23 protein-coding genes and 4 pseudogenes are annotated in these 22,203 nt (G+C 49.4%); 3 read left to right on the top strand and 24 right to left on the bottom strand.

Annotated features, from left to right (window positions below; genetic code table 11):
* Positions 1 to 517: 517 nt before the first annotated feature.
* The 7 genes and pseudogenes from G614_RS34700 to G614_RS0121215 form a co-directional block, all read right to left on the bottom strand.
* Positions 518 to 3,019: pseudogene (locus tag G614_RS34700) on the bottom strand (hybrid sensor histidine kinase/response regulator).
* Positions 3,020 to 3,024: 5 nt separating this feature from the next.
* Positions 3,025 to 3,177: pseudogene (locus G614_RS34705) on the bottom strand (Hpt domain-containing protein); the annotation flags it as partial.
* 62 nt (positions 3,178 to 3,239) lie between these two features.
* Positions 3,240 to 4,748 (bottom strand): recombinase family protein, encoded by a 1,509-nt coding sequence (locus G614_RS0121195; RefSeq protein WP_005927564.1) that lies wholly within the window; start codon positions 4,746 to 4,748, stop codon positions 3,240 to 3,242.
* Positions 4,749 to 4,837: 89 nt separating this feature from the next.
* Entirely contained in the window at positions 4,838 to 5,014 is a 177-nt protein-coding gene (locus tag G614_RS32050; protein ID WP_005927581.1) for a hypothetical protein, read from the bottom strand.
* Between the two features lie 133 nt (positions 5,015 to 5,147).
* Positions 5,148 to 5,351: a hypothetical protein gene (locus tag G614_RS0121205; protein ID WP_117506436.1), complete on the bottom strand. Its 204-nt coding sequence runs from the start codon at positions 5,349 to 5,351 to the stop codon at positions 5,148 to 5,150.
* A gap of 507 nt (positions 5,352 to 5,858) precedes the next feature.
* The gene (locus G614_RS28350; RefSeq protein ID WP_027643547.1) at positions 5,859 to 6,281 is read right to left on the bottom strand and encodes an RNA polymerase sigma factor; all 423 of its coding nucleotides are present in this window, start codon (positions 6,279 to 6,281) and stop codon (positions 5,859 to 5,861) included.
* Between the two features lie 475 nt (positions 6,282 to 6,756).
* Positions 6,757 to 8,289 (bottom strand): ABC-F family ATP-binding cassette domain-containing protein, encoded by a 1,533-nt coding sequence (locus tag G614_RS0121215; RefSeq protein ID WP_027643548.1) that lies wholly within the window; start codon positions 8,287 to 8,289, stop codon positions 6,757 to 6,759.
* Positions 8,290 to 8,761: 472 nt separating this feature from the next.
* Between G614_RS0121215 and G614_RS0121220 the strand changes: the two genes are divergently transcribed.
* Positions 8,762 to 9,127: a helix-turn-helix transcriptional regulator gene (locus G614_RS0121220; protein WP_027643549.1), complete on the top strand. Its 366-nt coding sequence runs from the start codon at positions 8,762 to 8,764 to the stop codon at positions 9,125 to 9,127.
* A 169-nt stretch (positions 9,128 to 9,296) separates the two neighbouring features.
* Here the strand turns inward: G614_RS0121220 and G614_RS0121225 are convergent, their stop codons facing one another.
* Positions 9,297 to 10,712, bottom strand: a complete 1,416-nt coding sequence (locus G614_RS0121225; RefSeq protein ID WP_027643550.1) for a relaxase/mobilization nuclease domain-containing protein — start codon at positions 10,710 to 10,712, stop codon at positions 9,297 to 9,299.
* Between the two features lie 79 nt (positions 10,713 to 10,791).
* Entirely contained in the window at positions 10,792 to 11,082 is a 291-nt protein-coding gene (locus tag G614_RS0121230) for a CD1845 family protein (RefSeq protein ID WP_009901657.1), read from the bottom strand.
* A 219-nt stretch (positions 11,083 to 11,301) separates the two neighbouring features.
* Here G614_RS0121230 and G614_RS0121235 point away from each other — a divergent pair, with 219 nt between their 5' ends.
* On the top strand, positions 11,302 to 11,448 hold the full coding sequence (locus tag G614_RS0121235; RefSeq protein WP_155245099.1) for a hypothetical protein: 147 nt from the start codon (positions 11,302 to 11,304) through the stop codon (positions 11,446 to 11,448).
* Positions 11,449 to 11,451: 3 nt separating this feature from the next.
* A complete protein-coding gene (locus G614_RS0121240) occupies positions 11,452 to 12,324 on the top strand; it encodes a hypothetical protein (RefSeq protein WP_009901654.1) in 873 nt (290 codons plus the stop codon).
* Positions 12,325 to 12,367: 43 nt separating this feature from the next.
* Here G614_RS0121240 and G614_RS0121245 read toward each other — a convergent pair whose 3' ends face one another.
* The 15 genes and pseudogenes from G614_RS0121245 to G614_RS30550 all read right to left on the bottom strand — a co-directional run.
* Positions 12,368 to 12,709, bottom strand: coding sequence for a plasmid mobilization protein (locus tag G614_RS0121245; protein WP_027643551.1), 342 nt, complete (start codon positions 12,707 to 12,709; stop codon positions 12,368 to 12,370).
* Positions 12,709 to 12,891 carry a DUF4316 domain-containing protein gene (locus G614_RS0121250; RefSeq protein ID WP_027643552.1) on the bottom strand — a complete coding sequence of 61 codons (183 nt, stop codon included), beginning with the start codon at positions 12,889 to 12,891 and terminating at the stop codon, positions 12,709 to 12,711. The genes G614_RS0121245 and G614_RS0121250 overlap by 1 nt, the downstream gene beginning before the upstream one ends.
* 12 nt (positions 12,892 to 12,903) lie before the next feature.
* Positions 12,904 to 13,527: a hypothetical protein gene (locus G614_RS0121255; protein ID WP_044918485.1), complete on the bottom strand. Its 624-nt coding sequence runs from the start codon at positions 13,525 to 13,527 to the stop codon at positions 12,904 to 12,906.
* A 99-nt stretch (positions 13,528 to 13,626) separates the two neighbouring features.
* The gene (locus tag G614_RS0121260) at positions 13,627 to 14,028 is read right to left on the bottom strand and encodes a cysteine-rich VLP domain-containing protein (RefSeq protein ID WP_027643554.1); all 402 of its coding nucleotides are present in this window, start codon (positions 14,026 to 14,028) and stop codon (positions 13,627 to 13,629) included.
* Positions 14,029 to 14,226: a hypothetical protein gene (locus tag G614_RS0121265; RefSeq protein ID WP_005927616.1), complete on the bottom strand. Its 198-nt coding sequence runs from the start codon at positions 14,224 to 14,226 to the stop codon at positions 14,029 to 14,031.
* Positions 14,223 to 14,870, bottom strand: a complete 648-nt coding sequence (locus tag G614_RS0121270; RefSeq protein ID WP_009901648.1) for a DUF4366 domain-containing protein — start codon at positions 14,868 to 14,870, stop codon at positions 14,223 to 14,225. The genes G614_RS0121265 and G614_RS0121270 overlap by 4 nt, the downstream gene beginning before the upstream one ends.
* On the bottom strand, positions 14,857 to 15,123 hold the full coding sequence (locus G614_RS0121275) for a DUF4315 family protein (RefSeq protein ID WP_005927622.1): 267 nt from the start codon (positions 15,121 to 15,123) through the stop codon (positions 14,857 to 14,859). Before G614_RS0121275 ends, G614_RS0121270 begins: the two co-directional genes overlap by 14 nt.
* 22 nt (positions 15,124 to 15,145) lie before the next feature.
* Positions 15,146 to 16,813: a C40 family peptidase gene (locus G614_RS0121280; protein WP_009901643.1), complete on the bottom strand. Its 1,668-nt coding sequence runs from the start codon at positions 16,811 to 16,813 to the stop codon at positions 15,146 to 15,148.
* Between the two features lie 279 nt (positions 16,814 to 17,092).
* Positions 17,093 to 19,522 (bottom strand): VirB4-like conjugal transfer ATPase, CD1110 family, encoded by a 2,430-nt coding sequence (locus G614_RS0121285; RefSeq protein ID WP_420341537.1) that lies wholly within the window; start codon positions 19,520 to 19,522, stop codon positions 17,093 to 17,095.
* On the bottom strand, positions 19,440 to 19,826 hold the full coding sequence (locus G614_RS0121290) for a PrgI family protein (RefSeq protein ID WP_016306500.1): 387 nt from the start codon (positions 19,824 to 19,826) through the stop codon (positions 19,440 to 19,442). The genes G614_RS0121285 and G614_RS0121290 overlap by 83 nt, the downstream gene beginning before the upstream one ends.
* Before the next feature lie 44 nt (positions 19,827 to 19,870).
* Positions 19,871 to 20,524: a DUF7007 domain-containing protein gene (locus G614_RS0121295; protein WP_027643556.1), complete on the bottom strand. Its 654-nt coding sequence runs from the start codon at positions 20,522 to 20,524 to the stop codon at positions 19,871 to 19,873.
* Between the two features lie 9 nt (positions 20,525 to 20,533).
* Entirely contained in the window at positions 20,534 to 20,956 is a 423-nt protein-coding gene (locus tag G614_RS0121300; protein ID WP_242828173.1) for a SpoVG family protein, read from the bottom strand.
* Between the two features lie 42 nt (positions 20,957 to 20,998).
* A complete protein-coding gene (locus tag G614_RS28355; protein ID WP_023042361.1) occupies positions 20,999 to 21,538 on the bottom strand; it encodes an MT-A70 family methyltransferase in 540 nt (179 codons plus the stop codon).
* A gap of 41 nt (positions 21,539 to 21,579) precedes the next feature.
* Positions 21,580 to 21,855 (bottom strand): annotated as a pseudogene (locus tag G614_RS0121310) (hypothetical protein); the annotation flags it as partial.
* A 102-nt stretch (positions 21,856 to 21,957) separates the two neighbouring features.
* Positions 21,958 to 22,203: pseudogene (locus G614_RS30550) on the bottom strand (group II intron reverse transcriptase/maturase); the annotation flags it as partial.

Raw genomic sequence — 22,203 nt, forward strand, 5'->3', positions numbered from 1 at the left:
TAAGATTTCAGTTCGCGGTCGTACCATTCATAGATATCATTATATAAGTCTGCGGCCTGATCCAGCAAAGCCTGCAGTTTATTGATTTTTACCCTGATATTTTCTGGCACAAAGGGTTCGTCTGTTTTTAGCTTCATGAGATACCTCCTGATGATCTTATATCAGAAGTGTACCACATTTGATAGATCTTTCCAAAATATCTTGACAGAAGCCAAAAGCATCCGTATAGTAAAGGTAGGTGGTCACGACAGCCACCTACCTTTCTCATTAACCTATCATAGAAGATTTCAATTTACAGACTTTTTTTCATACCCTCGCATTTTCCGTTGCTGCCTTTAGCTGTCCGTAAACGAAACACAAATGAAGAACAAATGACTCCCCAGACTACGGCTTCAGCCCTTCGGAGGAGAGACGAAGCATTCTTCCATCAGTGTATACATATAAAACTGATGGGAGAATGCTTCCAAAAAAATCATGTCCGCCTCTTTGGCAGCATACCTTCTTTTTAAGGCAGGAGCTATATTAAATATCTTTTTAACAAGCGGGTCAATTCTATAACGTCGATAGGCTTTGCTATATGAGCGTTCATACCGCACTCCAGGCAATGCTGTATATCGTCCGAAAAAGCATCCGCACTCATAGCTATAATTGGAATAGATAGGGCATCAGGATGATTCAGTCCCCGAATCGCTTTTGTGGCTTCATATCCTGTCATGTGCGGCATCCGTATATCCATAAGAACAACATCGTAATAACCCTCTGGTGATTTTTGGAACTTGTCCAAACATATCTGGCCATCTTCTGCCCAATCCAGTTCCACGCCCAAATCGGACAACAATTCTTTTGCGACCTCCCAGTTAAGCTCATTATCCTCCGCAAGCAGGATACGGCGTCCGGATAGATCAATATTTTGGTTCAATGTCTGTCCGGGTTCCGTTTCAACGTCCATAAACTGACGCAAAGCATGATACAGCGTAGATTTAAAAAGTGGCTTGGAAATAAAACCACTAATACCCGCTTCACGGGCCTCTGCTTCAAATTCACTCCAGTCGTATGCAGAAATCAGCAGAATCGGTACTTCATCTCCCAGATTACGCCGGATTTCTTTTGCAACCTGAATCCCATTCATACCAGGCAGTTTCCAATCCAATAGAATAATTTGATAATCATCTCTCTTTTTGTGGTGTTCATTTACCAGTTCTATTGCCTTTTCTCCTCTTAATGTCCATTCTGCTTTTATTCCGATGGATTTTAGTGCGTCCATGGCTGTCTGGCATAATAATTCGTCATCATCAACCACCAGCATATTCCAGGCGGGAAGAACCATATCCATATCCATTGCAACCGCTTTTTCAAAATCAAACATAAGAAGAAATTCGGTACCTTTATCAGGCTCACTTTGTATCTCAATGGTTCCTTCCATTGCGTCCACAATGTACTTTGTAATCGCCATACCCAAACCGGCACCCTCAGTTTTATGTATCCTGGCTCCATCCGCACGGCTATAGGATTCATATATTCTTTTCAGAAAATCCGGCGACATGCCAATTCCATTATCCTTGACCTTGATATGAATTCGGACATAGTTTTCTCCTTTCGGGGATTTTTCTTCAGAGAGGGATAATTGTATCGAACCTCCCTCCGGTGTATACTTCGTTGCATTTGATAAGAGATTCAGCAAAACCTGATTCAAGCGGACACCATCGCACCACACATTTTCTGTTAAGATATTTTCAACATGTATGTCAAAGGTTTGCTTTTTTGTCTTTACCTGTGGCTGCATAATGCTAACAATTCCTTCAACAACTTCCTTTAATGAAGCTTGCTCTGTTGTTAAAGTTAATTTACCGCTTTCAATTTTAGACATATCCAAAACATCATTAATCAGCCCTAATAGATGTTTACTTGATAATGTAATTTTTCTAAGGCAACTCTCTACCTGTTTCCGGTCATCTATGTGGGCTGTGGCAATCGCAGTCATGCCTACAATCGCGTTCATGGGTGTACGGATATCATGGCTCATGTTAGCTAAAAATTCACTTTTGGCTTTGTTCGCTTCAAGAGCCACCTGCCGGGCCTTCTCCAATTCATGCAGCTGTGAACGGGTTATGGAGAAATACCGGAGGAAAATCAATGTTAGAAGATTAAAACAGAAGCACAGGACAACCATGTCATGAACATACGCTGGCTGCTCAGATTGTTTATGGCATCGTCCAATATACTATACGGCATCACCGATACTAAATACCACTCAGAATAAGGTAATGATATACCATAAATTTGCTGTTTTTCACCATTTACTTCCAATGTTGCAACATATTCTTCATGATTTTTTAGAGCAACACAAAATTTTTCAATAGGATTTTCTACAGATGATTCGTTTTCTGTAGAATCAAGTTGCCTTTGTAGTTGTTCAAAAAAATACCACAACTCAGTATTGGGGTTTTGTATTACAAAACCGCCGTCTGGCCGTATAATATGATAATACATCAGCTGCCCTTCATCCTCTAAGGAAAGGAAATCGGTGATATACTCCAGAGGAACGGCTGCTACAAGTCCGGTGCTCATATCGCCATTCTGCATAGGATAAGTAGTAGCATTAACGCCAAACAATACCACTTCATTTCCAGCAGAATCAACGCCTACAGCGACTCTTTGTTTCCCTTGTACTAATGCTTCTACAAAAGGTTTTGGGTTAAGTGGCTCAATTGCTTGTCCATAAAGAGTCTGAAAATCTCCCTCAGCAGAACAAAGTGCTAAATAGTCAAAATTCCTGACCTGCGTCCTGTAAACAAGTTCCTCATATAACTTCTCTTTATCCTTATTATCTGCTGAGACAACAGAAACAATGCCGCTGACCTGCTCAAAACTCAATTTAATTGCAGTTTCAAAGTGCCTGGACATTTGTTCATTCATTCCAGACATATAAATTTCCCCAATTTCGTAAACAGTCGTTTCACTCTTTCAAACTACATATTAGAAAACGCGTTGTAGGATTCTTCTTTTTACTGTTTCCCATTGACGTCATTCCTCCTTGCAACTCTTAAAATCTTCAATAACATTAATAATTTCATAATAATCCTTTGATAATTGCGGCATCATATCACCAGCTTTATTCCAATCATTTTCTTTTAATGCTTTTGTTACCAGACTACTGCTTTCAAACAATCTGGTAAACATCGGTGTACAAGGGGTACAAACGAGATAAAATAGAAATGAGGGTCGATAGAGTGGAAGTATCAGATTTTCCACTCTATCTGAACACGGTCGCTGGTGGCCTTGATCGTAGAGATCAAACCATCGGCGGCTTTTCTTTTGTCGTCAAAATCTATGCTGTCCCAGTTGTCGAGATAATAGGACAACTTCTTTATCTGCTGGGGCGATATGGTTTCAACACTCAATTCGGCGATTGCCTTTGAAATAGTCTGGCGTCGGGTGTCCAGTTCTTCAATTTTTTTGTTAGCGTAGGCAAGTAAGGTCGCATTGGCTCCGGTCAGCGTATCCAGCAGCTTTTCAATTTCTGCCTCCACCTGTGCCAGTTCCACTTGATAGGCTGTCAGTTTCGGATTGACTTTTTCCTCCCTGCCGTGGAGTATCTGAAAGTCTTTGAATTTCTCCTGCATGGCCGAGAAAATGAATTGCTCAAATTCTTCTTTGCGGATTTTCCCGCAGCCCGGACAGCCTTTATTTTCCGTCCGTTTGGTACAGCGGAAATACCCGGTGCTGTTTGGTACATGGGTGGCTTTCAGCGCATACCCACAATGACCGCATTTGATTTTTCCGGCCAGCCAAGTGTTCTTCGGTTTCCGTCCCTGTTGGAAGGTGGTATTTGCCATAAGTTTTTTCCGGCATTTCAGCCATGTGTCAGAGGAAATGAGTGCTTCATGGGGAGCGATAACAAGTATCTGGTCTTTTAAGCACCTGTCCTTGTCCTCCTTCACATCCCGCCCCTGATAGAGATAGCAGCCGTTTGTTCCGGCAAAGTCAGAAGCGTCATTGACAATCGCTGCGCCCTGGCTCTTGAAAAATTCGTACAGCTCCAAATCGGCCTGTGCGTAAACCGGGTTTCTTAAAAGCTGGGAAAGAAATGTACGGAACATGGATTTGCCATAAATTTTTATGTCATGTTCCTCGAAGTATCGGGTAATATCTCCGAAGGAGGTTTCCGGTTCAGCGTACATTTCAAACATCAGCCGAACATGGTCGGCGGCTACGGGGTCGGCAACCATTTTCTTTGTGCGGATACCCTCTACCACAGTAGGCTCTAACTGATAACCGTATGGCGCCTGTCCGCTCATGTGAAAGCCTTTCAGGCACCGTGAATAGTAGGCGTCTGTGACACGCTTCTGAATTGTCTCACGTTCAAGCTGGGCGAATACAATGCAGATATTCAGCATGGCCCGGCCCATCGGTGTCGAAGTATCAAACTTTTCCGTGGAGGATACAAACTCCACATCGTACTCTTGAAACAGCTCCATCATCGTTGCAAAGTCCAGAATAGAGCGGCTTATACGGTCCAGCTTGTACACGATGACCCGCCGAACCTTTCCCTTGCGGATCTCGCCCAGCAGCTTTTGAAACTCCGGCCTGTCCGTGTTCTTACCGGAATAGCCTTTGTCCTTGAATACCCGGCAGCTCCCACCTTTCAATTCATACTTGCAAAAGTCGATTTGACTTTCAATGCTGATACTGTCCTTGCGGTCTACTGACTGTCTTGCGTAAATACAATCTTCTCTGATAAATTCCATATTGGGCTCCTTTCCTTGTTGGAATGGAGCTACCAACCTTACAACTATATTATACCATCAGCAGCCCCGGACAACAATGTTGCGAATGATTAGGGAAATCTGTCTCCATATTTGCTGAACACCTCGTAAAGACAACGCTCAATTTCTTTTTTGCGCTGTGCTTTCTCCTTCGGGGGAAGTACCGGCGTGAGGCTTTCCAGCACAATGATCTTCCCTTGAAATGCGACAGACTTTGTTTCTCGTTCATAAGTGACAGCTTGCGTCATTGAAAACCTCCTTTGCGAAAGTGCGTGTATATGCCAGCCTTTCCCACTTGTCCCGTGGGGAAATGTCAAAAGACGGCACCCGGCAGGTGCCGCCCTTTGAGTTTTCTCCACTTCGGGTCGATGTGGCCCGAGGTCAGTAAGGACTGGAATGGTACTTTTCTTTGGCGTCCTCCACGCTGTTGAGGTCAAATACTTCATAAAGCTGCCCCACAACACGCCGTATATCCTTCTTTGAAAATCCGCAGTTCTCCATTGCCATAATGACATAACCACGGCAAGCGTCATTGCTCCATTCGTCCGGTTCCAAGCCGGGGATCATTCCAAACGCATTTCCCATAAAGTGCTCCTTTTTTGAAAAGATGGGGAGCCGCGCCGGATCGGTTGGCCTATCATCAGACAGCATTGCCGGGGGCTCCCCATAGGTTTTCACTTCATTTCAGACACACCGGACGGACATAGGCTTCATGCCCCATAGTATTTCAACTCTCCCCATTCTGATGGCAAGGCGTTCTCATTGCCTGCGACGGCTCACGGCTTGCAAGGCCGCTTCAACGCTCGGACTGTGACTAAACGCAAGTATCCGGGGCCTGCACCTGTTCCGGTGGAGCCAGCCTTGCCCCACCTATGGCATGGACCTGTTCGCTCGCTCAGTTTTACAAAGACTGTATTCTCTGAAATCCGAGGTCATGGCGGGTCTGTCACACAGCGCGTTCCCCTTCGTATCCGGGTGTCTTTTTATTCAATTTTCAATCTGCATGAGGCTTGTCTGAACCTCGGGCCATTGTGACCCGAAGTGTTTTACCTCTCATAAGCCATTTCATTTTCCGGCCTAAATCGGTACGCCTTACAAAGAAATTTTCAAAATTTTTTCTAAGCGCCGCAGACCTCGCTCGATTGCGACACGAACCACTTTTTCATGGACGCCCTCTGCCCGGGCAATGTCCTGTTTGGTCATGCCGAGAATGAAATGAGCATAAATCCGTTTTGCCTGTTTGTCCGGCAGACTGGCAATTGCTGCGTGAAGTTCCTGCATGGTAACTTTTCGCTCGTACAGCTCATGGGGCGAAAGTGCGACAAAGACAGCCTCATGCTCCAGCCCATCATCCCGATCAAGGGAATAGTAGGCTTTGTGGCGGTATGTACGCAGCCGGTAGGCAGCCTCTTTACGATCAAATTCTTTGAACATTTCTGCAACTTCTTCCGATACTTCCATGAAGCAATCTGATGTATAGAATGGGTAATAGTCCCGCAAATTGATAATAGCCATATTGACCTCCGTTTCGGTTGTTGGTTGACGAGTGACCGAAACGAAGGCGGCGGGGAGCGACACCGGGGAATGACTTCGGGCCAACATGACCCGAAGCAGCCCCATAAGAACACAAAAGCGCCCGGGCGGCATGAAGCCACACGGACGCATGTAATGACATAATAGTTAAGGTTCCAACAAATTTCGCATACATAGCCGGAATAACCCGGAGGTGGGACTATACTTTTTTTAATTGGTGCAGTTTATGGAGACTGTGAAAGAGAAAAATAGACACGGCAGCATCCTCCTATGGCCGCCGTGTTGATTACATGGTGTGCTGGGTCGTCGTTGGTTTTTTGGGGAAAAGAAGCGGCGGCTCTAATCTGAACCGCCACTGAAATAAGTAATTTAAGCGCACCAAATCAACCTGCCCAGCAACGGTTTTTTTCTTTTCCCGTCAGGCGGGCAGGAGTTTTCATAATGTTTTCACTGTTTTTTATCTTTTCTCAATGTTAATAATCCGTTGTGTCCAATCACGGTAAAATGCTTCTTCATGTGATACAAGCAACACCGTACCATTAAAATCCATAAGAGCTGATTTCAGTGCATCCTTTGCCTGAACATCCAGATGATTTGTAGGTTCATCCATAATCAGAAAATTGCAAGGGGTCAGTGTTAGCAAGCACATTTTCACTTTGGCCTGCTCACCTCCACTTAATGTTCCAATAGCTTGCATCGCATGTTTACTGGAAATCCCACACCGAGCTAAATGTTTCCGAACATCCTTTATTACCATATCGGGATGGACATTGGAAACAATTTGAATTGGTGTCTGTTCAGGTTCATCCCATATCAAGTCCTGCTCAAAATATCCAAGGGCAACTTGATCGGAAAATTTGAAATGACCTTGCATGGACGGGATTTGCCCAATTAAAGTCTTGAGCAAAGTGGACTTCCCAATTCCATTAAAGCCGGTGATAACAACTTTTTGACCGCCCTTAATACTAAAATCAATATCCAATAGAACTGGATAGTGATACCCAACTGCCAGGTGTTTGACCTGTAAATGCTCCGTATTTGTCAGCGGTAAAACAGGAAAATGAAAATGGGGGATAATCTCTTTCTGTTCCAAAGCTTCCATTTTGTCCATTCGATCAAGCTGTTTTTGCCGCCCTCTTGCCATTTTCGCTTTTCGTCCAGCGATATTTTTCCTGATAAACTCCTCTGTTCTTTTAATCTCCTTTTGTTGTGCTGAGTATTGACGAATGTAATCTTCACGCAGCAGTGTCTTTTTTTGCAGAAATTCAGAATAAGTGCCGTAATACTTTGTTATTGTGTCATTATCTATATCGCAAATACGATTTGCAATTTTGTCTAAAAACTCAAAATCATGGGAAACAACTAAAAAAGCGTTTTCTAAAGAAGATAGGTATTCTGCCAGCCATGCAACATGGTCTTTATCAAGAAAATTTGTTGGCTCGTCTAATAGCAATACATCTGGTTTTTCAAGCAGTAGTTTTGCCAAAATCACTTTTGCTCGCTGGCCGCCACTCATTTCGATGATAGGGCGGTCAAGACCAATCGCAAGCAGCCCCAGACCATTTGCAACACGCTCGATTGCAGTATCAATGGAATAGAAGTCATGTGTTTCAAGATACTCCTGATAGTAGGCAGCAAGTTCCAGACTTTTCATATCTCCATCGGCAGCCTTTTCATATAGTTGCATGGCTTGTGCTTCTATCTCAAACAGTTTCGCAAAAGCTGATTTTAAGAACTCTTTCATTGTGAGCGTATGGTCGATTTCTGCATACTGATCTAAGTAGCCAATCGTAATATTCGGTTGCCAAATAATGCGGCCGTTATCAGGTATAATCTGTTCTGTGCAAATTTTAATCAGGGTGCTTTTGCCGGTTCCGTTCTGTCCGACAATCCCAATGTGTTCCCCTTTGTTCAGTGTAAATCCTGCATTTTTGTAAAGCAGGTTTTCACCAAAAGAATGTGTTAGTCCTTCAATTTCTAATAAGCTCATTTTTAAAAAACCTTTCTTAATATATTTGAAAAAAGAAAAGGCAGAAAGCAAAGATACGCAACGGTATCTGCCTTCTGCCTTTGGCATGGTAACGCAAAAACAAAAGGCTATGGACAAAACATTGTCCATAGCCTCGCACACATTTTAATCACACGGAAAGCCAACACAATAAAATGGGTAGAATACCCCCTTGGCTTCCCGATGAAATCTAAATGCGCTCTTTATACGCTATACTCTGCACAATGTTTCATCGGAATGGATTGTACAGAGTTGATTTTCTTTTTGCGTTGATCTGTTAAATGAAAATTCATATTTTGCTCTCCTTTGGAGATAAACTTTTTTTAATAATAACACGATTCTCCCTCTTTGTCAATTTTTCGAAATAAGAACTCTTGAAATAAAATACTACTTTACATCAAATTTCATTACATTCTCATAATCTAACCCGAAATGTACAATGATATAGGGTGATATGAGAATGAACCAAACTGAAAGAAAGTTTGACTTTCATGGGCTCGGGCTGGCTCTGAAAAAAGCCAGAGAGGAAAAGGGCTGGACGCAAGCCTATGTTGCGGAATTGGTAGACCGTGACTCCCGTACCATTATGAATATCGAGAACAAAGGACAGTATCCGAGTTTCAACCTTTTTGTAAAGCTCATTACCATGTTTGACATTTCGGTTGACCAGTTTATTCATACGGACGGAGGCGAACAGGAAAGTCTTTGCAGAAAGCATATTGATGTGCTCCTAAACTCCATGAACGAGAAAGAGCTTGTTGTCATGGAGGCCACAGCCGAAGGGCTCAAGAAAGCCAGAGAAACGGAGGTTCCAGAATAAGGGCCTCTGTTTTTTTGCGCCATTTTCGGGGGTGCCGCTAAGTGGCAAGCAATGCCTCTGTGGCCACAAGTGGCACAAAGGCGGCTTGTTGGGGCTCGCCCCAAACCCGTATCTTCGGGCCAACATGGCCCGAAGTGTCAGCGTCGCTTTGCTCCTTGTTTTCATAATCTCAACGCTCCTTTTCATGCTTTCTGCCCGGCTCGGTGTAGCCCAGCAGAGTATCAATGTTCGCCTTGATCGTGACGATCTCCTGCATATCCCGTCGTGCCTTTTGATATTCTCCATAGAGCTGTTTTTTCTTTGCTGTGAGCTTACGGCCTTCTTCCTTCAGCACATCCATTTTGGGGAGCTTTGCCCCGCCCAGCAGAGAGCGCATTTCCGCTTGTGCAGCCCGGTACAGTTCAAGGTCGGCCTCATGCTCCGCAAGGAATTTCCGGCTGTACTTCGTCGCCTTATACCGCTCAAAGACTGGGCGGGTTTTGGCATACTGAACCGTTGCGGCCTTTAGCCCGGCATTGGTTTTCATGGCCTGTTCCGTCTGCTTGACCTGTTCGGAAATAGCATGGAAACGGTCTGCCGCCTCGGTGGCTTTCTGCGCCAACTGCTCATAATCGGTCAGGCCATTGTCTTGTATATAGGCAAGAGCGGCGGCCATCTGCTTAATGTTAAATACCTTCGCCCAGCGTTCATATCCCGGCCCCTTACCGGCAGCCAGCTTTGCTTGAATATCCACCGCCAGACTGATTTTCCGCTCCGAGCGCCCGGGGCGTTTTTCTTTGCCCTCAATGGCGGCCAGAACATCTTGCAAGTCGTAGCCGTCCCCCAGCGTGGAGGCTCGCAGACGGGTAAAGCGTTCCTGTCCCTGCCCGGTCAGCCGGAAACTGATACCGCCGCCCCGAACCGTCTTGACCTCATATCCGGCCCGCTTCATCAGATTGAGAAATTCGTCCAGATCAGCGGGGCGTTCCGCCAGCGCAGTATCAATGGCAAGGCGCAGCCTGTCCTGATAGGAAAGCGGCCCTTTTCGTTCTTTCTGCCATTCTCCATAATTCCGATACTTACCCTTGCTCCGGGGCTTCGGGTTCTCCACAATGGACAGCCCGTTTTCAAGACACAGCCTGTCAGAGAGCCTACGGAGGGCAAAGCTGGAGCCCCAAAAATTTCGGAATTTCCGGGTGCAGTCAAGAGTGGTGGAGTTGTAATAAATGTGACAATGGATGTGCTGCTTGTCGGTATGTGTGGTAACGATAAAAGCGTGCCGCCCCTTCGTCCAGCGCATAGCCAGCTCATAGCCGATACGGTTTGCCTCCTTCGGGGTAATCTCGCCCGGATAGAAGGATTGTCGTATCTGATAGCACAGCACATCATTTTCTTTCTTCTGTTCCCGGCCCGTCATAGCGGCATAGCTGGCCTTTGCCAAAAGGAACTCGTCCGCCACGGTGGCCGGATCACATTCATAAGCGGAGATATACTTTCCGCTTTCTGTTTTCTCCGGGTCCTTGCCATAGTCCAGACAATCCCGGATGGCCTCGGCAATCGTTTCGCCTTCACCCGCATGGCGTTGTAACAAAGTTGTGGTAGCCAGAAATCATCCCTCCTTTCCATGAGAAAAGGGCAACCCATTCAGACCGCCCCGACTTCGGGCCATCATGGCCCGAAGCTGTTTAACTTGCCAGAAACCGATACAGAGCGGATTTGCCTCCGTCCAGCGCCCAAAGAAGGGAGCCAGCCGCCGCTTGCAATCCATACGGCGAAAGAAGGAAAGCAAGAAACAGAAATACAATCCCGCCTATGGGTGTCGGCGTGAAAAAAAGAGCGACACCCAGCACCGCTAGGATCACAGAGGCAATCGTCAGCAGGACGGCACAAATATCAAATAGGAACACCAGCAGAGCCGCCAGAAGGGACAGCGCCAAAGCAAAGGGAGCGACCAATATTTTCAGCAGTATCTTCATCTTCAAAACCTCCTTTATCTTTTCTATTTTCATTTTACCATGCCTGCCCAGGGACATAAATGTTGCGAATAAATAGCGAAACCTGTCCCGGAGGCTCGGGCCATCATGGTTAAAAGCCATTGTTTCATCAGAAAGAATATTGTATAATCAGTGTGCGAGAGAGGGGTGATGGATGTGCGAGAATCACAAAAGCAGTTGATTTTAATGGACTGCAAAATTATGATGAACAAATTAGGTGATATACCATTTGATATTTCCTTTGAAAAGCTTCAAACAGAGTTATGGAACATTGGAAACAAATATGGTATATCAGGACCAGAAGTGTTTAAGATACTTATGGATAATTTTCCAAAAAAGGGGGGATAAGGCTTGAAAAAAAGCAGAAGTTTATTTGAAGCGTTTCGGGCACTAAAAAATTTGGTTCAAGTGCTATTTAAGAAAATGCCTGTCCTTTTTTTGGTGTTAATTTATTTAGTAGATTTAGGTATACGAAGCTACCTGTCAGAAGGATTTTCTACTACATACTTGTTAGGATTACTTATCCTTTTAATTTCGATAGGTATTTATGTCAGCACAAAAAGCTTTTCTGAAACAACACTCAGCTTTGTATTAGGCGTACTAACGATTTACTCAATTGATTGGGAAAAGGCCAATATTACTTTATTTGTCATTTTATATTTAGCATATATTGTAATTGTGTTTTATGTTTCTGTTATAAGATTAGCGGCAAAGCAAGAAGTAATATTAAGCCAAGCTGCTTGTAAATTAGACATCAAAGACCATGATAGAATCTACAAACATCTAAAAGCTATTTCTCACACGACGACAAAATACAATCAGCTATCTATATTGGATAAAAGTGAAGTCATTCGATATTTGGCCTTTCGCCAAGTTATTACCGGCGAATATGAAGAAGCTATCAATGTAATCGAGTTAATCAAAAGCGTTTGTCAAACTGATATTATTTCTTGCTGTGAAATTTACTACGGTTTCTATGCGTACTGCTATAACAAGCAACCAAGAACTCCTAATATCTCCAGCGAGATTGAGAAGATGTTCGATAAAGTAACTACCCTTACCATGTCATACACAGAGTTTTTTAATGTTTTTGCCTCAACAAAAAGAATACTGGTTGAAGGGAAATTAACTTTTGAAAAGTATTTACTCGAAATAAGAGAGCTTTCACTTAAAGGATACAGTAGTGAAGATATAATTGATTTGATGAAAACAAAATACCTATAAAAATAGGAGGGATAAAAGTCGTACGACTTTTATTCCTCCTATTCTACTTTTGTACCAGCTCGGAGAGCTCCCGCAGCACCTTTGACACCTCGCCCCACAGCTTTTCATAGTCCCGTTTCAATCCGTCGATTTCCTCCGGGTACACGCCGTAGGTATGCGCGTGTACGGCGACCTGATTGAGATTGTTGGAACAGCGTCTTTGCAGAGAGATCAATTCTTTTATGGGCGCAAGGTCAACGTGCAGGATATACCCGTTCAGAGCCATCTTCCGCACATAAGCCCCGGCGTTGGAAATGCCCGCTTCGGCCATCCGCTCATGGATGGCCGCCAGCTCGTCAGGCGTCACCATGACGTGCAGATGGACATTCCGCTTTCGGTTCTCCATCAGCGTTCCAGCTCCCGGCCCTTTCTGCGCTCTTTGGGCTCCTTCACTTTGTCCAGCGGCTTGGCGTCCAGCTCCGGGGGTGCAGGCTGGATGGGCGTGTTATTGGGTACGCCGTTGATCATGTTGCAGTTCTGCTCCGTGGAGAGCTCGGCGGTTTTCAGATAGTTGTCTTTTTCGTGCATGGCAATCCTCCTTTATCGTTCCTCATGGTTTTTATGGTTCCGCTTCTGGCTGGGCTCCTTCGGGGGTTCCTGCCCTCTGGCTCCATCTTTGAGCCGGGCGGTAATGGAGGGGCGCGCCCGGTCAGGATTGCCCGGTGCGGGTTTCAGTTCATAGTCCTCCATCTGTTTTTCGGTCAGCGGCTTCGCATAGGTCAGTTCGCCCCATGCCATCAGCCTGCCATTTGCCACAGGACGCCGCCTGTCGTCATCGTAGTTGACAATGGAAAGGGGCGGGTTATCCGGGGACTTCGGGTAGGTGCCTATGTCCACAGGGCGCTGGGTGGAATAGTAGCGGTAAACGCCCTCCGGGCCCAGCTCCGTATTTTTGACTGCCGCATGATAAAGGTACTGATAATCGTCCACCCGGCGATCAAAGTCTCGCTGCGCCCATTCCAGACTGTTTCCATAGCGGCCCCAGTAGTAATCCCGCTGGCCCTTTTCGCCCTCGGTAAACTGCCAAGTCACAAAGGGGTCTGGCGCTCCCGGATTATGCCCCAGCGCAAAGCCGTGTCCGCTGTCAAAAGTGGTTGTTTTCAAAATGGCATAGCCTTGTACAATCTCCAAGAGATACTTCCTTTCTGTACCTCGGGCCAACATGGCCCGAAGTGTGGTATGTTACGAAATAAGGGAGTAAACCGGGGCGGGATGGGTTGCAGTATTCCCGCCCCGGAAACACCCTCAAAAAAGCCCGGAATATCAAGTCTTTGGAGGCGGCAAATCGTAACCGCCGCCCGGCCTTTTCTCCCGCATTTTCCTCATACGTTCCCGGCTTTTCCGGCGGTTTCCTTCGGTCTTACAGGCGTCGGAACAATAGGCTTGACGGCCTTCCGGTAAAAATGCCCGCCCGCAGACCGCACAGGCCCGAAACTCCGGGGAAATACCTTCCACGGTCAGCGCCGCAAGAAGCTCCGGGTCGAGAGGCAAGACGGCCTCCTGGAAATAGCGGCAGTATGCCCCTGTCCAGCATTTGTGCAGCATATAGCAGGCATAGTCCAGCGGCAGGCACAGGCCCGTTTCCCGGTCATAGTTGGCGCACATCCCCGTGACAAGGGAACGGATTTCCTTCTTCTCGTCACGGGTCAGCTCCCGGGCGTCCATTCAGGACTTCGGGCCACGATGGCCCGAAGGGCGAGGCTCCACGATCAGCGCCCGGAACTTCTTCCGGCACTGTTTTTTCTTTCCTTTGCACTCCTTGTAATAACGGCATCCCTTACAAGGGTCGTCATTGTCCCAGCCGGGGTGCGGTACTTCCTTCATCATTCGTTCAAAAGGGCTGCTTGTAAAATTCATTCTCATTCCTCCGTATCTTCCTCCCACGGCGGGGTATCTTCGTCCTCGGGTTCCTCTGCGATCTCCTCCAGCTCCCCGTCCTCATATTCGCAGTAATCATCTTCCAAATCCGGGGCTTCATGCTTCGGCTTGTAAATCTTGAAATAGTAACCAATTCCACCGCCGGCCAGCACCACCGCGCCGATCAGGAGCATAGAGAGAAGGGGGCTGTCCTTTTTCTCCGGCTTGGGTTCCGGTACTTCCTCCACAGGTTCGGTGGGCTTTGGCTCTGGCTCCGGGGTCACTTCTTTGGGCGGTTCCTTACCCTGTTCGGCAAGAGGCAGAAGGTCGTCTGTGGTAACGGTATTGAGGAAATAGACATTCTCGCTGGTTTTCTGTTTGTCGATCACCAGATAAAACACGCTCTCGTCTGCTGTGGTAATGGTGTAAAACTCTTTACCGTCCTCGTCGGTGGCGTTGTCCACCACGGTTCCCGTCCCGTCCGGGGTAAAGGGGTTCTGGGTTTCCGGCTCCGCTTCGGTTTCCACCGGAGCGGGAGTGGCCTCGGGCTGCGGCTCATTGCTCTGGGCGTAAGCCGGGACCGTAAAGATCAGGCAACACAAAAGGCTGGCAGTTATCGCCGCCAGCCTGCGGTATTTAGTTTTCTTCATGGGCTGTGTCCTCCTTTTCGGGCGCCTCCGGCTTCGGGTCAGTATGGCCCGAAGCGGTAAGGCTGTTTTTGGGGTCATTCAGAAAAGCCATAAGCTGGGCGGGTGTCAGTTTGAGGGAGCGCACCGCCTGTACGATCTGGCTGTTTTCTTCCTCCTGTTTCTGCTTTTCCAGCTCCCGGATTTTGGCCTGCCACTCGGCAGCCTTCTCCCGGGCTTTTTCCAGTTCCTTATCGAGCTTGTCGATCTTGTTCATGCAAGGACTCCTTTCCTCTGGCTCACAGACGCCCGAAGGCATAGAAATGTGTCTGCCAGTAGCTTGAATTGATATTTGCGTATTGGATGGGGGACCCACAATGGAGCATCATCCCGTCGCCCACATAAATCCCCACATGGGACACAGGGCCGGGGCTGTCATAGGTTCCCGTGAAAAAGATAATATCGCCCGGCTTTGCCTCGGAGGGAGAAATGATAGCACACTGGTTGTAAATGCCCTGCGCCGTGGTACGGGGCAGGTTGTGGACGCCGCTGGCCGTGTACACCCAGCAGACAAAGCCCGAACAGTCAAAGGAGGTGGACGGGCTGGAGCCGCCCCACACATAGGGCCAGCCGATGTACTTTGTGGCTTCTTCCATGAGCGCCGCAAAAGCCGGGTCATCCAGCGCCTCGCCGGGTATCTCATAGCTGGGGCCGGTATCTTCGCCGCCGTTGTAAATCCCTTCCCACAGATAGGGTTTGTTGCCCTTGAGCTGCTGCATAACGGTGTAGATTTCCCGCTGCTGTTCGTTAAGCCTCGGCAGGATCACGGCGGGCAGCGTTTTGTTTGTGAGGGTCACATTTAAGATGTAATACTCATAGGGGACTTCCTCGGTGGTGGTTTCCCCGGTCTCCGGGTCGGTGCTGGTTTCGGTGCGGTAGCGTATCTCGACTTCCTCCGTCAAGGTCAGCTCATACTGTGCCTCAAAGATCTCCCGCAGCTCGTCCTGCACCTGTTCACGGAAATACACATGGTACTTTGCCGAGAGATAGGACGCCAGCTCATAGGGGTTATGGCCGATCTCGTCCACGGAATAGCGGTACTCGTCATAGCCGGGATGGGTGCTTTCAATGTTCGCTACCGTCTGCGCCAGCTCGTTTTCCAGCGCCGTGTAGTCCTCGTCCACCCCCAGCAGGTCCGTATCCTCCGAGGCGTAGGAGGTGCCGGATAACGCATTGGCAAGGCCGCTGCCAAGCGTGGGAAAGATGGAGCTTACCGCCGACACAAGAAAACAGAGCAGCAACAGCAGGAGCAGGACCAGCACCGCCACAGGATGACGGGTCACAAACTGCGCCGCCCGCCGGGTCGCAGTTCCCGAAGCGGCAGCGGTTTTCTTTGCGGCCTTTGCGCCCTGTTTTGCAGCCGCCTTTGCTTCTTTGGAATACCGGCGTTTCAGTTTCCATTTCTGCTGCACACGGGAAAGCGGATTACTGGCAAGCTCCGGGTGTTCGGAGGCCATTTTCTGAAAATCCACATTGGCCCGGGCTTTTATGTCCTTCCGTTCCCACTTTGCCACCTTCCGGACCTGGTGCTCCCGGTATCTCCGTTTGGCATACCGGGTCAGTTTCCGGGCTCCGGCCTCGGCCACAAGTTCCGACTTATGGGCTCCTTCCACACCCACATTTTCATGCTCAACTTCGTGGATTTTGTTGTGGAGATAAAACCATGCTTCGGTGCGGGCTCCCCGAACAGCTTTCTTCGCAAGCCCCGGCGGCTTCTTCGCTGCCCGTTTTGCCTCGGTCTTGTCCAGTTTCTCCCGGGCCTTTCCCAGCTTTTCCCCGGCGTGTTCCGCTTTTGCCTGTGCTTTCTGGTACTTGTCCTTTTTGCTCCCGGCCTTCTCGGCGGAGCCCTCCGGCTCCTGTGCCTTGCCGGTATCCTGCGGCCCGCCCGCTTCATCTTCCTGCCTCATGCGGTCAGAGGGACGGCTTTTCCGGCTGTCCTCTTGAAACTTACCGCTTTTGGACTTCGGGCCATCGTGGCCCGAAGGACTGTCCTGCCCGGTATCCTCGTCCTCAAACCGCAGGCGTCGGGACGGTGCGGGGGAAGGCCCTTCCCGTTCAGCCGGTTCGGGGCGATTGCCCCCGGTATCCTCCGTCGGCCCCGGCCTCTGAAAATTCCGTTTGTCCGGTTTCTTTCCGATGATGTATCCCTCCTTTCCAAACCTCGGGCCATCATGGCCCGAAGTGCGTTATGCCCGGTTCATTTCCTGTTTTTTGTCCTCCGGGCGGGTGGTCATAATGGCGTACAGCTCCGTGTTCTGCGGGAAACGGTCAACAAACGGGATGGTGGTGTTCCCGAAGAACAGCAGCCCTTCGCCGGAATTGGTATGGGTCACATAGGAAAGCTGGTGGGGGCTGATCCCAAGCTGTTTGGCTAAAATCTGCCGGTCGCCCTGTGCCTGCGAGAGCAGCACAAGGAAGTCCGAGTTTTCAAAGATATTCTCGATCTCCGGGCTTGCCAGAAAATCCTTCACGTTCTGCGTTAAAGCACTGGGAACGCACCCTTTTTTTCGCAGCATTTTCCAGATCGCCACACAATAGCTTGCCGTCAGACGGTCACGGAGCAGCACATGAAATTCGTCGAAGTAGCACCATGTAGCGATACCGCGCAGGAAATTCATGGACACCTGTGAGTTTACCAAGTCCTGCATAATGAGCATGGCAATCGTCCTAAGCCCTGCCCCCAGCTTTTTTAAGTCAAGGCATACCAGACGGCGGTTCAAGTCCACATTGGTTTCATGGTTGAACACGTTAAGAGAACCCGACACATAAATTTCAAGGGCAGTTGCCAGCCGTACCGCCTCGCCCTCCGGCTGGGAACAGAGCAGGTCATACAGGGTTTGGAGGGTCGGCATTTTGCTTGTTTCCGGGTTCTGCAAGTGTTCCCGGTACATCTGGCGCACACAGCGGTCAATAACGGTACGCTCCACCGGCTGCAAGCCGTCCTTGCCGCCGACGATCAGCTCCATCAGCGACAGGATAAAGTCGGCTTTCAGCGCCATCGGGTTTTCCTCGTCGAAGCTCAAATCAATGTCTATCGGGTTGATGTGGTGGGGGCTGTCCGGGGCGATCTCGATGACCTGTCCGCCCAGCCGCTTGATAAGGGGCGAGTATTCGCCCATCGGGTCAACCACAATGATCCGGTCACGGGTGGCAAGGAACACGTTCACAAGCTCCCGCTTTGCGGCGAAGGATTTGCCGGAGCCCGGCACGCCGAGGAACAGGCCGTTGGGGTTTTTGAGCTTTTTCCGGTTTGCCATGATGACATTATGGGAAAGTGCGTTGAGCCCGTAATAGACGGCTTCGCCATCCATGCGGAGCTCCTGCGTCATAAAGGGAACGAAAATGGCCGTGGAGCTGGTCGTCATGCCGCGCTTGATCTCAATGCCGTTATGGCCCAGCGGAAGGCTGGAAAGAAAACCGTCCTCCTGCTGGAAGTCCAGCCGCTTCAAGGTGCAGTTGTATTTCTGGACGATACCCGACACCGTGAACAGGTCATTGTCCAGCTCCCGGCGGGTCGGGGCCATGTTTACCACAAGGAAGGTCAGCAGGAACATTCTTTCATTCCGGCTCTGTAAATCTTCCAAGAGGGTCTTTGCGTCGTTGCTGTATGTTACGAGGTCGGGTGGAAGTATGTCCATGTCGTACCCGGACCGGGCAGCCTTCTTTTGTTCCTCCACCTTCATCTTGTCAATGTCGGAGACTTTGGCCTTGATGGATTTTACGGCGGCGGCCTGATCGACGGTTTGGATATGGAGAGTGATGGTCATTTCCGCATCCATTTCCAAAAGCTCCGCCAGCAGCTTGTCCGAGAGCTCCGAGGCTAAAATCTGCAAGTAAGAGGCAGCGCCCCAAGTCGTCCCCACCCGGAACAGACGGCTGAAACGGAAGTCGAAGCTGTCCGGGGCGATAAAGTCTTTGGTGGAAAGCCCGGTTTTTGGAATCATATCCCATGAAAACCGGAAGGGGGAGCCGCTGCCGGGGTGGAGCTGCCCGTGAAGAAGCTCCAGCCGTTCCAGCCCCGAAAGGGAGCGGCACTTGACGCCCAGCTTTTTGAAGTTCCCGCAAATGTCCGCCTCTACACGTTCCAGCCTTGCCCTGGCGGTGGGAAGGTCGTCCACGTTCACGCCGAAGGTCAGGAGCTTTGTGCGGACAATGCCGTTGTTGCTTTTGGCGATCTGGTTTTCCAGCATTTCCACATACTCACACCGGACGCTGTTGTAATCGTCATCCTGCATGGGGATGTTCACGCTGTACCGGCTGCCCGGGCGGCTCCGGTGGTTGAGGAAGGAAAGCTGGAACGGAAGGCTGCTGTCAAAGTAGTTAAGGCAGGCGCTCCACCCGTCAAAGATGGCTGCCTGATCTTCGGACTGTGCGAGCTGGTAGTTGATGTCCTCGTATTCAATGGTTTTGGTGTAATAGCGGTCCGCTACCCGGCACACCCCATCCCGGTACATTTCCCGGTAAGGGAGGGTCTGCTGGGCGGTGGTGGGAATATTTTTTCCTTTCGTGAACAGGCCGGTAAGGCCCTGCTTTTCAGGCTTTCTGCCTGCGGGCTTTCCGGCCCTTCTGCTGTTTCGCAATTGGCTGCGCCTCCTTTCTGGCGCTAAGCAGCGCATAGAAGTTTTCGGTTTTGTAAGGCCGCACACGGGGATAGAGGAACCGGGTGCGGATGATGTTTTTCAGCACTTTTTCCAACGGCAGGCCGTCCCGCTCATACATAGCCAGAAAGAAGAACGGGAGCATGAGGCCGATCATCAGGAACATGGCGGCGCTGTTCCCGATACTGTCACGGGAAAGCAGGTAGGCCGGGAGCCCCACCGCCGCTGCGCCGGAAAAACAAACAAGCTGGCGCTTCGTCAGATTGAAGGCCAGCTTTGTCTTGATTTTGGAAAGGTCTTTTGGTACTGGCACATAGGCCATTTGGGTACACCTCCTTTACTGCTTCGGGCCATCATGGCTCGAGGTTATCTTGCGGCTTCTTTGGCCGGGGTTGTACTGCGGGCAGCTTCGGCGGCCTTGCGTCCGCTCTGCCTTGCCCGCCAGTATTCGGGGTTATACTGCCGGATGGACTGATTGAGTTTTTCTTCAAACTGTTCTTTGTCCTTAATGCGGTCAGGGATGTTCCACAGTTTTTTGTCCAGCAACTCCCGGAGCACCACACTTTCCTGTGCGTCCTCCTCATAGCAGATATAGCCCTTGTCCTTGAAGCCGCACTTTTTCGCTGCTGGGGCGAGGACGGCGGCTACCTCATTTGCCACCATCGTTCCGCCGTAGCTGGCGGTAGATACCAGAAACACCCCCGGACAGAGGGTTTCACAGCTCTGCACCTCGCCCCACGGGGAGTTTTTCGGCGCATGGAACATTCCGCCCGTCCGGCTCCGATCCGCCTGCATGAGCGCTGCCTTTTCTAAGATGGCTTTCAGTTCCGGGGAAAAATAGGCATATTCCCGAAGGACACGGGCGGCCTCCCCGCCGCAGGCGTTCATCAACAGGGTATAGGCGTCGCTGTCCGCTTTGGTACAGCGCCCCAGCAGTTTTCCGTCGTAATAGCAGGCCGCGTCATAGCCCGCCCGTTTGCGTGGCATGGTTCCCGCCTCCTTTCTGCTTCGGGCCATTATGGCCCGAGGTCAACGCTCCGCCCCACGGCTGGGCTTTTCCTTCGGGGGCCGTTCTGCCTTTGCCTGCTCGGCAGCCGCTTTCCCGGCTTTGAGCTGGTCGCTGATGGACGCACGCCCCACAGAGCCGCGCTCCGCCATCTGTTCCAGCTTTGCCTCATAGGCTTGCAGAACAGCGGTATTGAGCTGTTCCCGGAACTCCTTTGTGACAGGGTAGGCCATATCCCGGTAGCCGCCTTTGCCGTCTGGCTGGCTGGGCATCCCAAGAAAGAGCCCCTTGCTGCCCTGTACGATTTTCAGATTTTCCACCACAAAGCAGTCATTGAATTTCACGCTGGCAAAGCCCATGAGATTTTTCACAGGTTCGATGACCCGCACGCTTACATCCAGCATTATAGGGGCGGCTGGTGTTCCGCCCGCAGTTTTTTCCTGCATGGATTTCTCCTTTCCGCTTCGGGTCATCATGGCCCGAAGCTGTTACAAGTTTACAGTGCTTTCAACTTCGTTTCCCCACACGTCCCATCCGGGCTTTTTTTCTCTGGCGAACAATTCCACTCGTGGTATATCGCCCATCAGTTCTACAATTTTCCGCCTGGCCTCGTCCGGCTTTTTGCTGTGGCGCTCTATCGGGGAAACAATAAGCTGATGGACACCGGCAGACTTACGCTTCGGATGTCCTTTTACGGCTAAAAGACAAATTTCTGCATTACCTCTGGTCCAGTACCCCAGACCGTAAAACCATGAGTAGGAGCGCCGGTTCCTCTTTATCCATACAAAAGCCACAGAGCGATAAGAAAAGCCCCATGCTTTAATGACCTTTAAGGCTTCCGGCAGTTGCGGGAATGTTGCCCACAGAAACAGAACGCTGTCTTTTGCAGCCAAGTCGGCTACCGGAAGGGAACAGATTTCTTCAATACTCATAGTGGGATAATGAAGCTCTGCTGATCCCTGCCTGTTTTTCTGTTCATACCGCCACGGTGGATCTGCATAGATTATTGAAAATTTTTCTTTCGGCATGATCCTCCTTTCTGCTTCGGGTCAGCATGGCCCGAAGTCTCTTAATGGCAGCCAAAGATGGATTTTGCAAGACTGCCTGTTTTGAATAAGGTAAAACACAGCAGCACCGTATATCCCACGCAGCCCCAGATCGCCCCGATGGGGTCGCCGTCGGTGGCGATACTCTGGATCAGCACCGCATAGATGGCGACACAGACTAAGATCAACAGACCTTGAAAGCCCACTGCAAAGAGGGAGCGGAAATAGTTCTGCCCCATGTGTCCGGTTTCCCTGTTGGGGACTGTGGCAAACGGGATAGGCGCTAAACTTGTGAGTAGTAGGGTAAGAACCCAGCGCCTTGCCATATCGCTATGGCAGGTTTCCGAGAACTCCCCTCCGAACCGGACTTACACCTCTCGATGTATCCGGCTCTCCAGATGTCAGTCTAATTTCCCTGCGTGTAACTTATCGTGACAGTCAATACAGAGTGCCATTGTCTTGCGCCTGCGCCCAATCATGGCGATTTCCCATTGTTTTCTGCCACTTAAATCTTTGAGTTTTCGTACATGGTGTATTTCGAGCGGTACATTCTCTGCGCCGCACCACTCGCATTTGTTCGCTTGTAGCCTTTTAATCAGGCTGTTGCGCCCATAGTTCTCAACTACTCTTGCTACTATATCGGGATT

The organism is [Clostridium] clostridioforme AGR2157 (assembly GCF_000424325.1).
GTDB classification, from domain to species: Bacteria; Bacillota; Clostridia; order Lachnospirales; family Lachnospiraceae; genus Enterocloster; species Enterocloster clostridioformis_A.

What these genes read in the sequence shown, in the direction of transcription:
- G614_RS0121195 (WP_005927564.1), bottom strand. Translation starts at nt 4,748, where the DNA reads ATGGAATTTATCAGAGAAGATTGTATTTACGCAAGACAGTCAGTAGAC.
- G614_RS32050 (WP_005927581.1), bottom strand. Translation starts at nt 5,014, where the DNA reads ATGACGCAAGCTGTCACTTATGAACGAGAAACAAAGTCTGTCGCATTT.
- G614_RS0121205 (WP_117506436.1), bottom strand. Translation starts at nt 5,351, where the DNA reads ATGGGAAATGCGTTTGGAATGATCCCCGGCTTGGAACCGGACGAATGG.
- G614_RS28350 (WP_027643547.1), bottom strand. Translation starts at nt 6,281, where the DNA reads ATGGCTATTATCAATTTGCGGGACTATTACCCATTCTATACATCAGAT.
- G614_RS0121215 (WP_027643548.1), bottom strand. Translation starts at nt 8,289, where the DNA reads ATGAGCTTATTAGAAATTGAAGGACTAACACATTCTTTTGGTGAAAAC.
- G614_RS0121220 (WP_027643549.1), top strand. Translation starts at nt 8,762, where the DNA reads ATGAGAATGAACCAAACTGAAAGAAAGTTTGACTTTCATGGGCTCGGG.
- G614_RS0121230 (WP_009901657.1), bottom strand. Translation starts at nt 11,082, where the DNA reads ATGAAGATACTGCTGAAAATATTGGTCGCTCCCTTTGCTTTGGCGCTG.
- G614_RS0121235 (WP_155245099.1), top strand. Translation starts at nt 11,302, where the DNA reads ATGATGAACAAATTAGGTGATATACCATTTGATATTTCCTTTGAAAAG.
- G614_RS0121245 (WP_027643551.1), bottom strand. Translation starts at nt 12,709, where the DNA reads ATGGAGAACCGAAAGCGGAATGTCCATCTGCACGTCATGGTGACGCCT.
- G614_RS0121250 (WP_027643552.1), bottom strand. Translation starts at nt 12,891, where the DNA reads ATGCACGAAAAAGACAACTATCTGAAAACCGCCGAGCTCTCCACGGAG.
- G614_RS0121255 (WP_044918485.1), bottom strand. Translation starts at nt 13,527, where the DNA reads ATGTTGGCCCGAGGTACAGAAAGGAAGTATCTCTTGGAGATTGTACAA.
- G614_RS0121260 (WP_027643554.1), bottom strand. Translation starts at nt 14,028, where the DNA reads ATGGACGCCCGGGAGCTGACCCGTGACGAGAAGAAGGAAATCCGTTCC.
- G614_RS0121265 (WP_005927616.1), bottom strand. Translation starts at nt 14,226, where the DNA reads ATGAGAATGAATTTTACAAGCAGCCCTTTTGAACGAATGATGAAGGAA.
- G614_RS0121270 (WP_009901648.1), bottom strand. Translation starts at nt 14,870, where the DNA reads ATGAAGAAAACTAAATACCGCAGGCTGGCGGCGATAACTGCCAGCCTT.
- G614_RS0121275 (WP_005927622.1), bottom strand. Translation starts at nt 15,123, where the DNA reads ATGAACAAGATCGACAAGCTCGATAAGGAACTGGAAAAAGCCCGGGAG.
- G614_RS0121280 (WP_009901643.1), bottom strand. Translation starts at nt 16,813, where the DNA reads ATGAGGCAGGAAGATGAAGCGGGCGGGCCGCAGGATACCGGCAAGGCA.
- G614_RS0121285 (WP_420341537.1), bottom strand. Translation starts at nt 19,522, where the DNA reads ATGCGCTGCTTAGCGCCAGAAAGGAGGCGCAGCCAATTGCGAAACAGC.
- G614_RS0121290 (WP_016306500.1), bottom strand. Translation starts at nt 19,826, where the DNA reads ATGGCCTATGTGCCAGTACCAAAAGACCTTTCCAAAATCAAGACAAAG.
- G614_RS0121300 (WP_242828173.1), bottom strand. Translation starts at nt 20,956, where the DNA reads ATGCAGGAAAAAACTGCGGGCGGAACACCAGCCGCCCCTATAATGCTG.
- G614_RS28355 (WP_023042361.1), bottom strand. Translation starts at nt 21,538, where the DNA reads ATGCCGAAAGAAAAATTTTCAATAATCTATGCAGATCCACCGTGGCGG.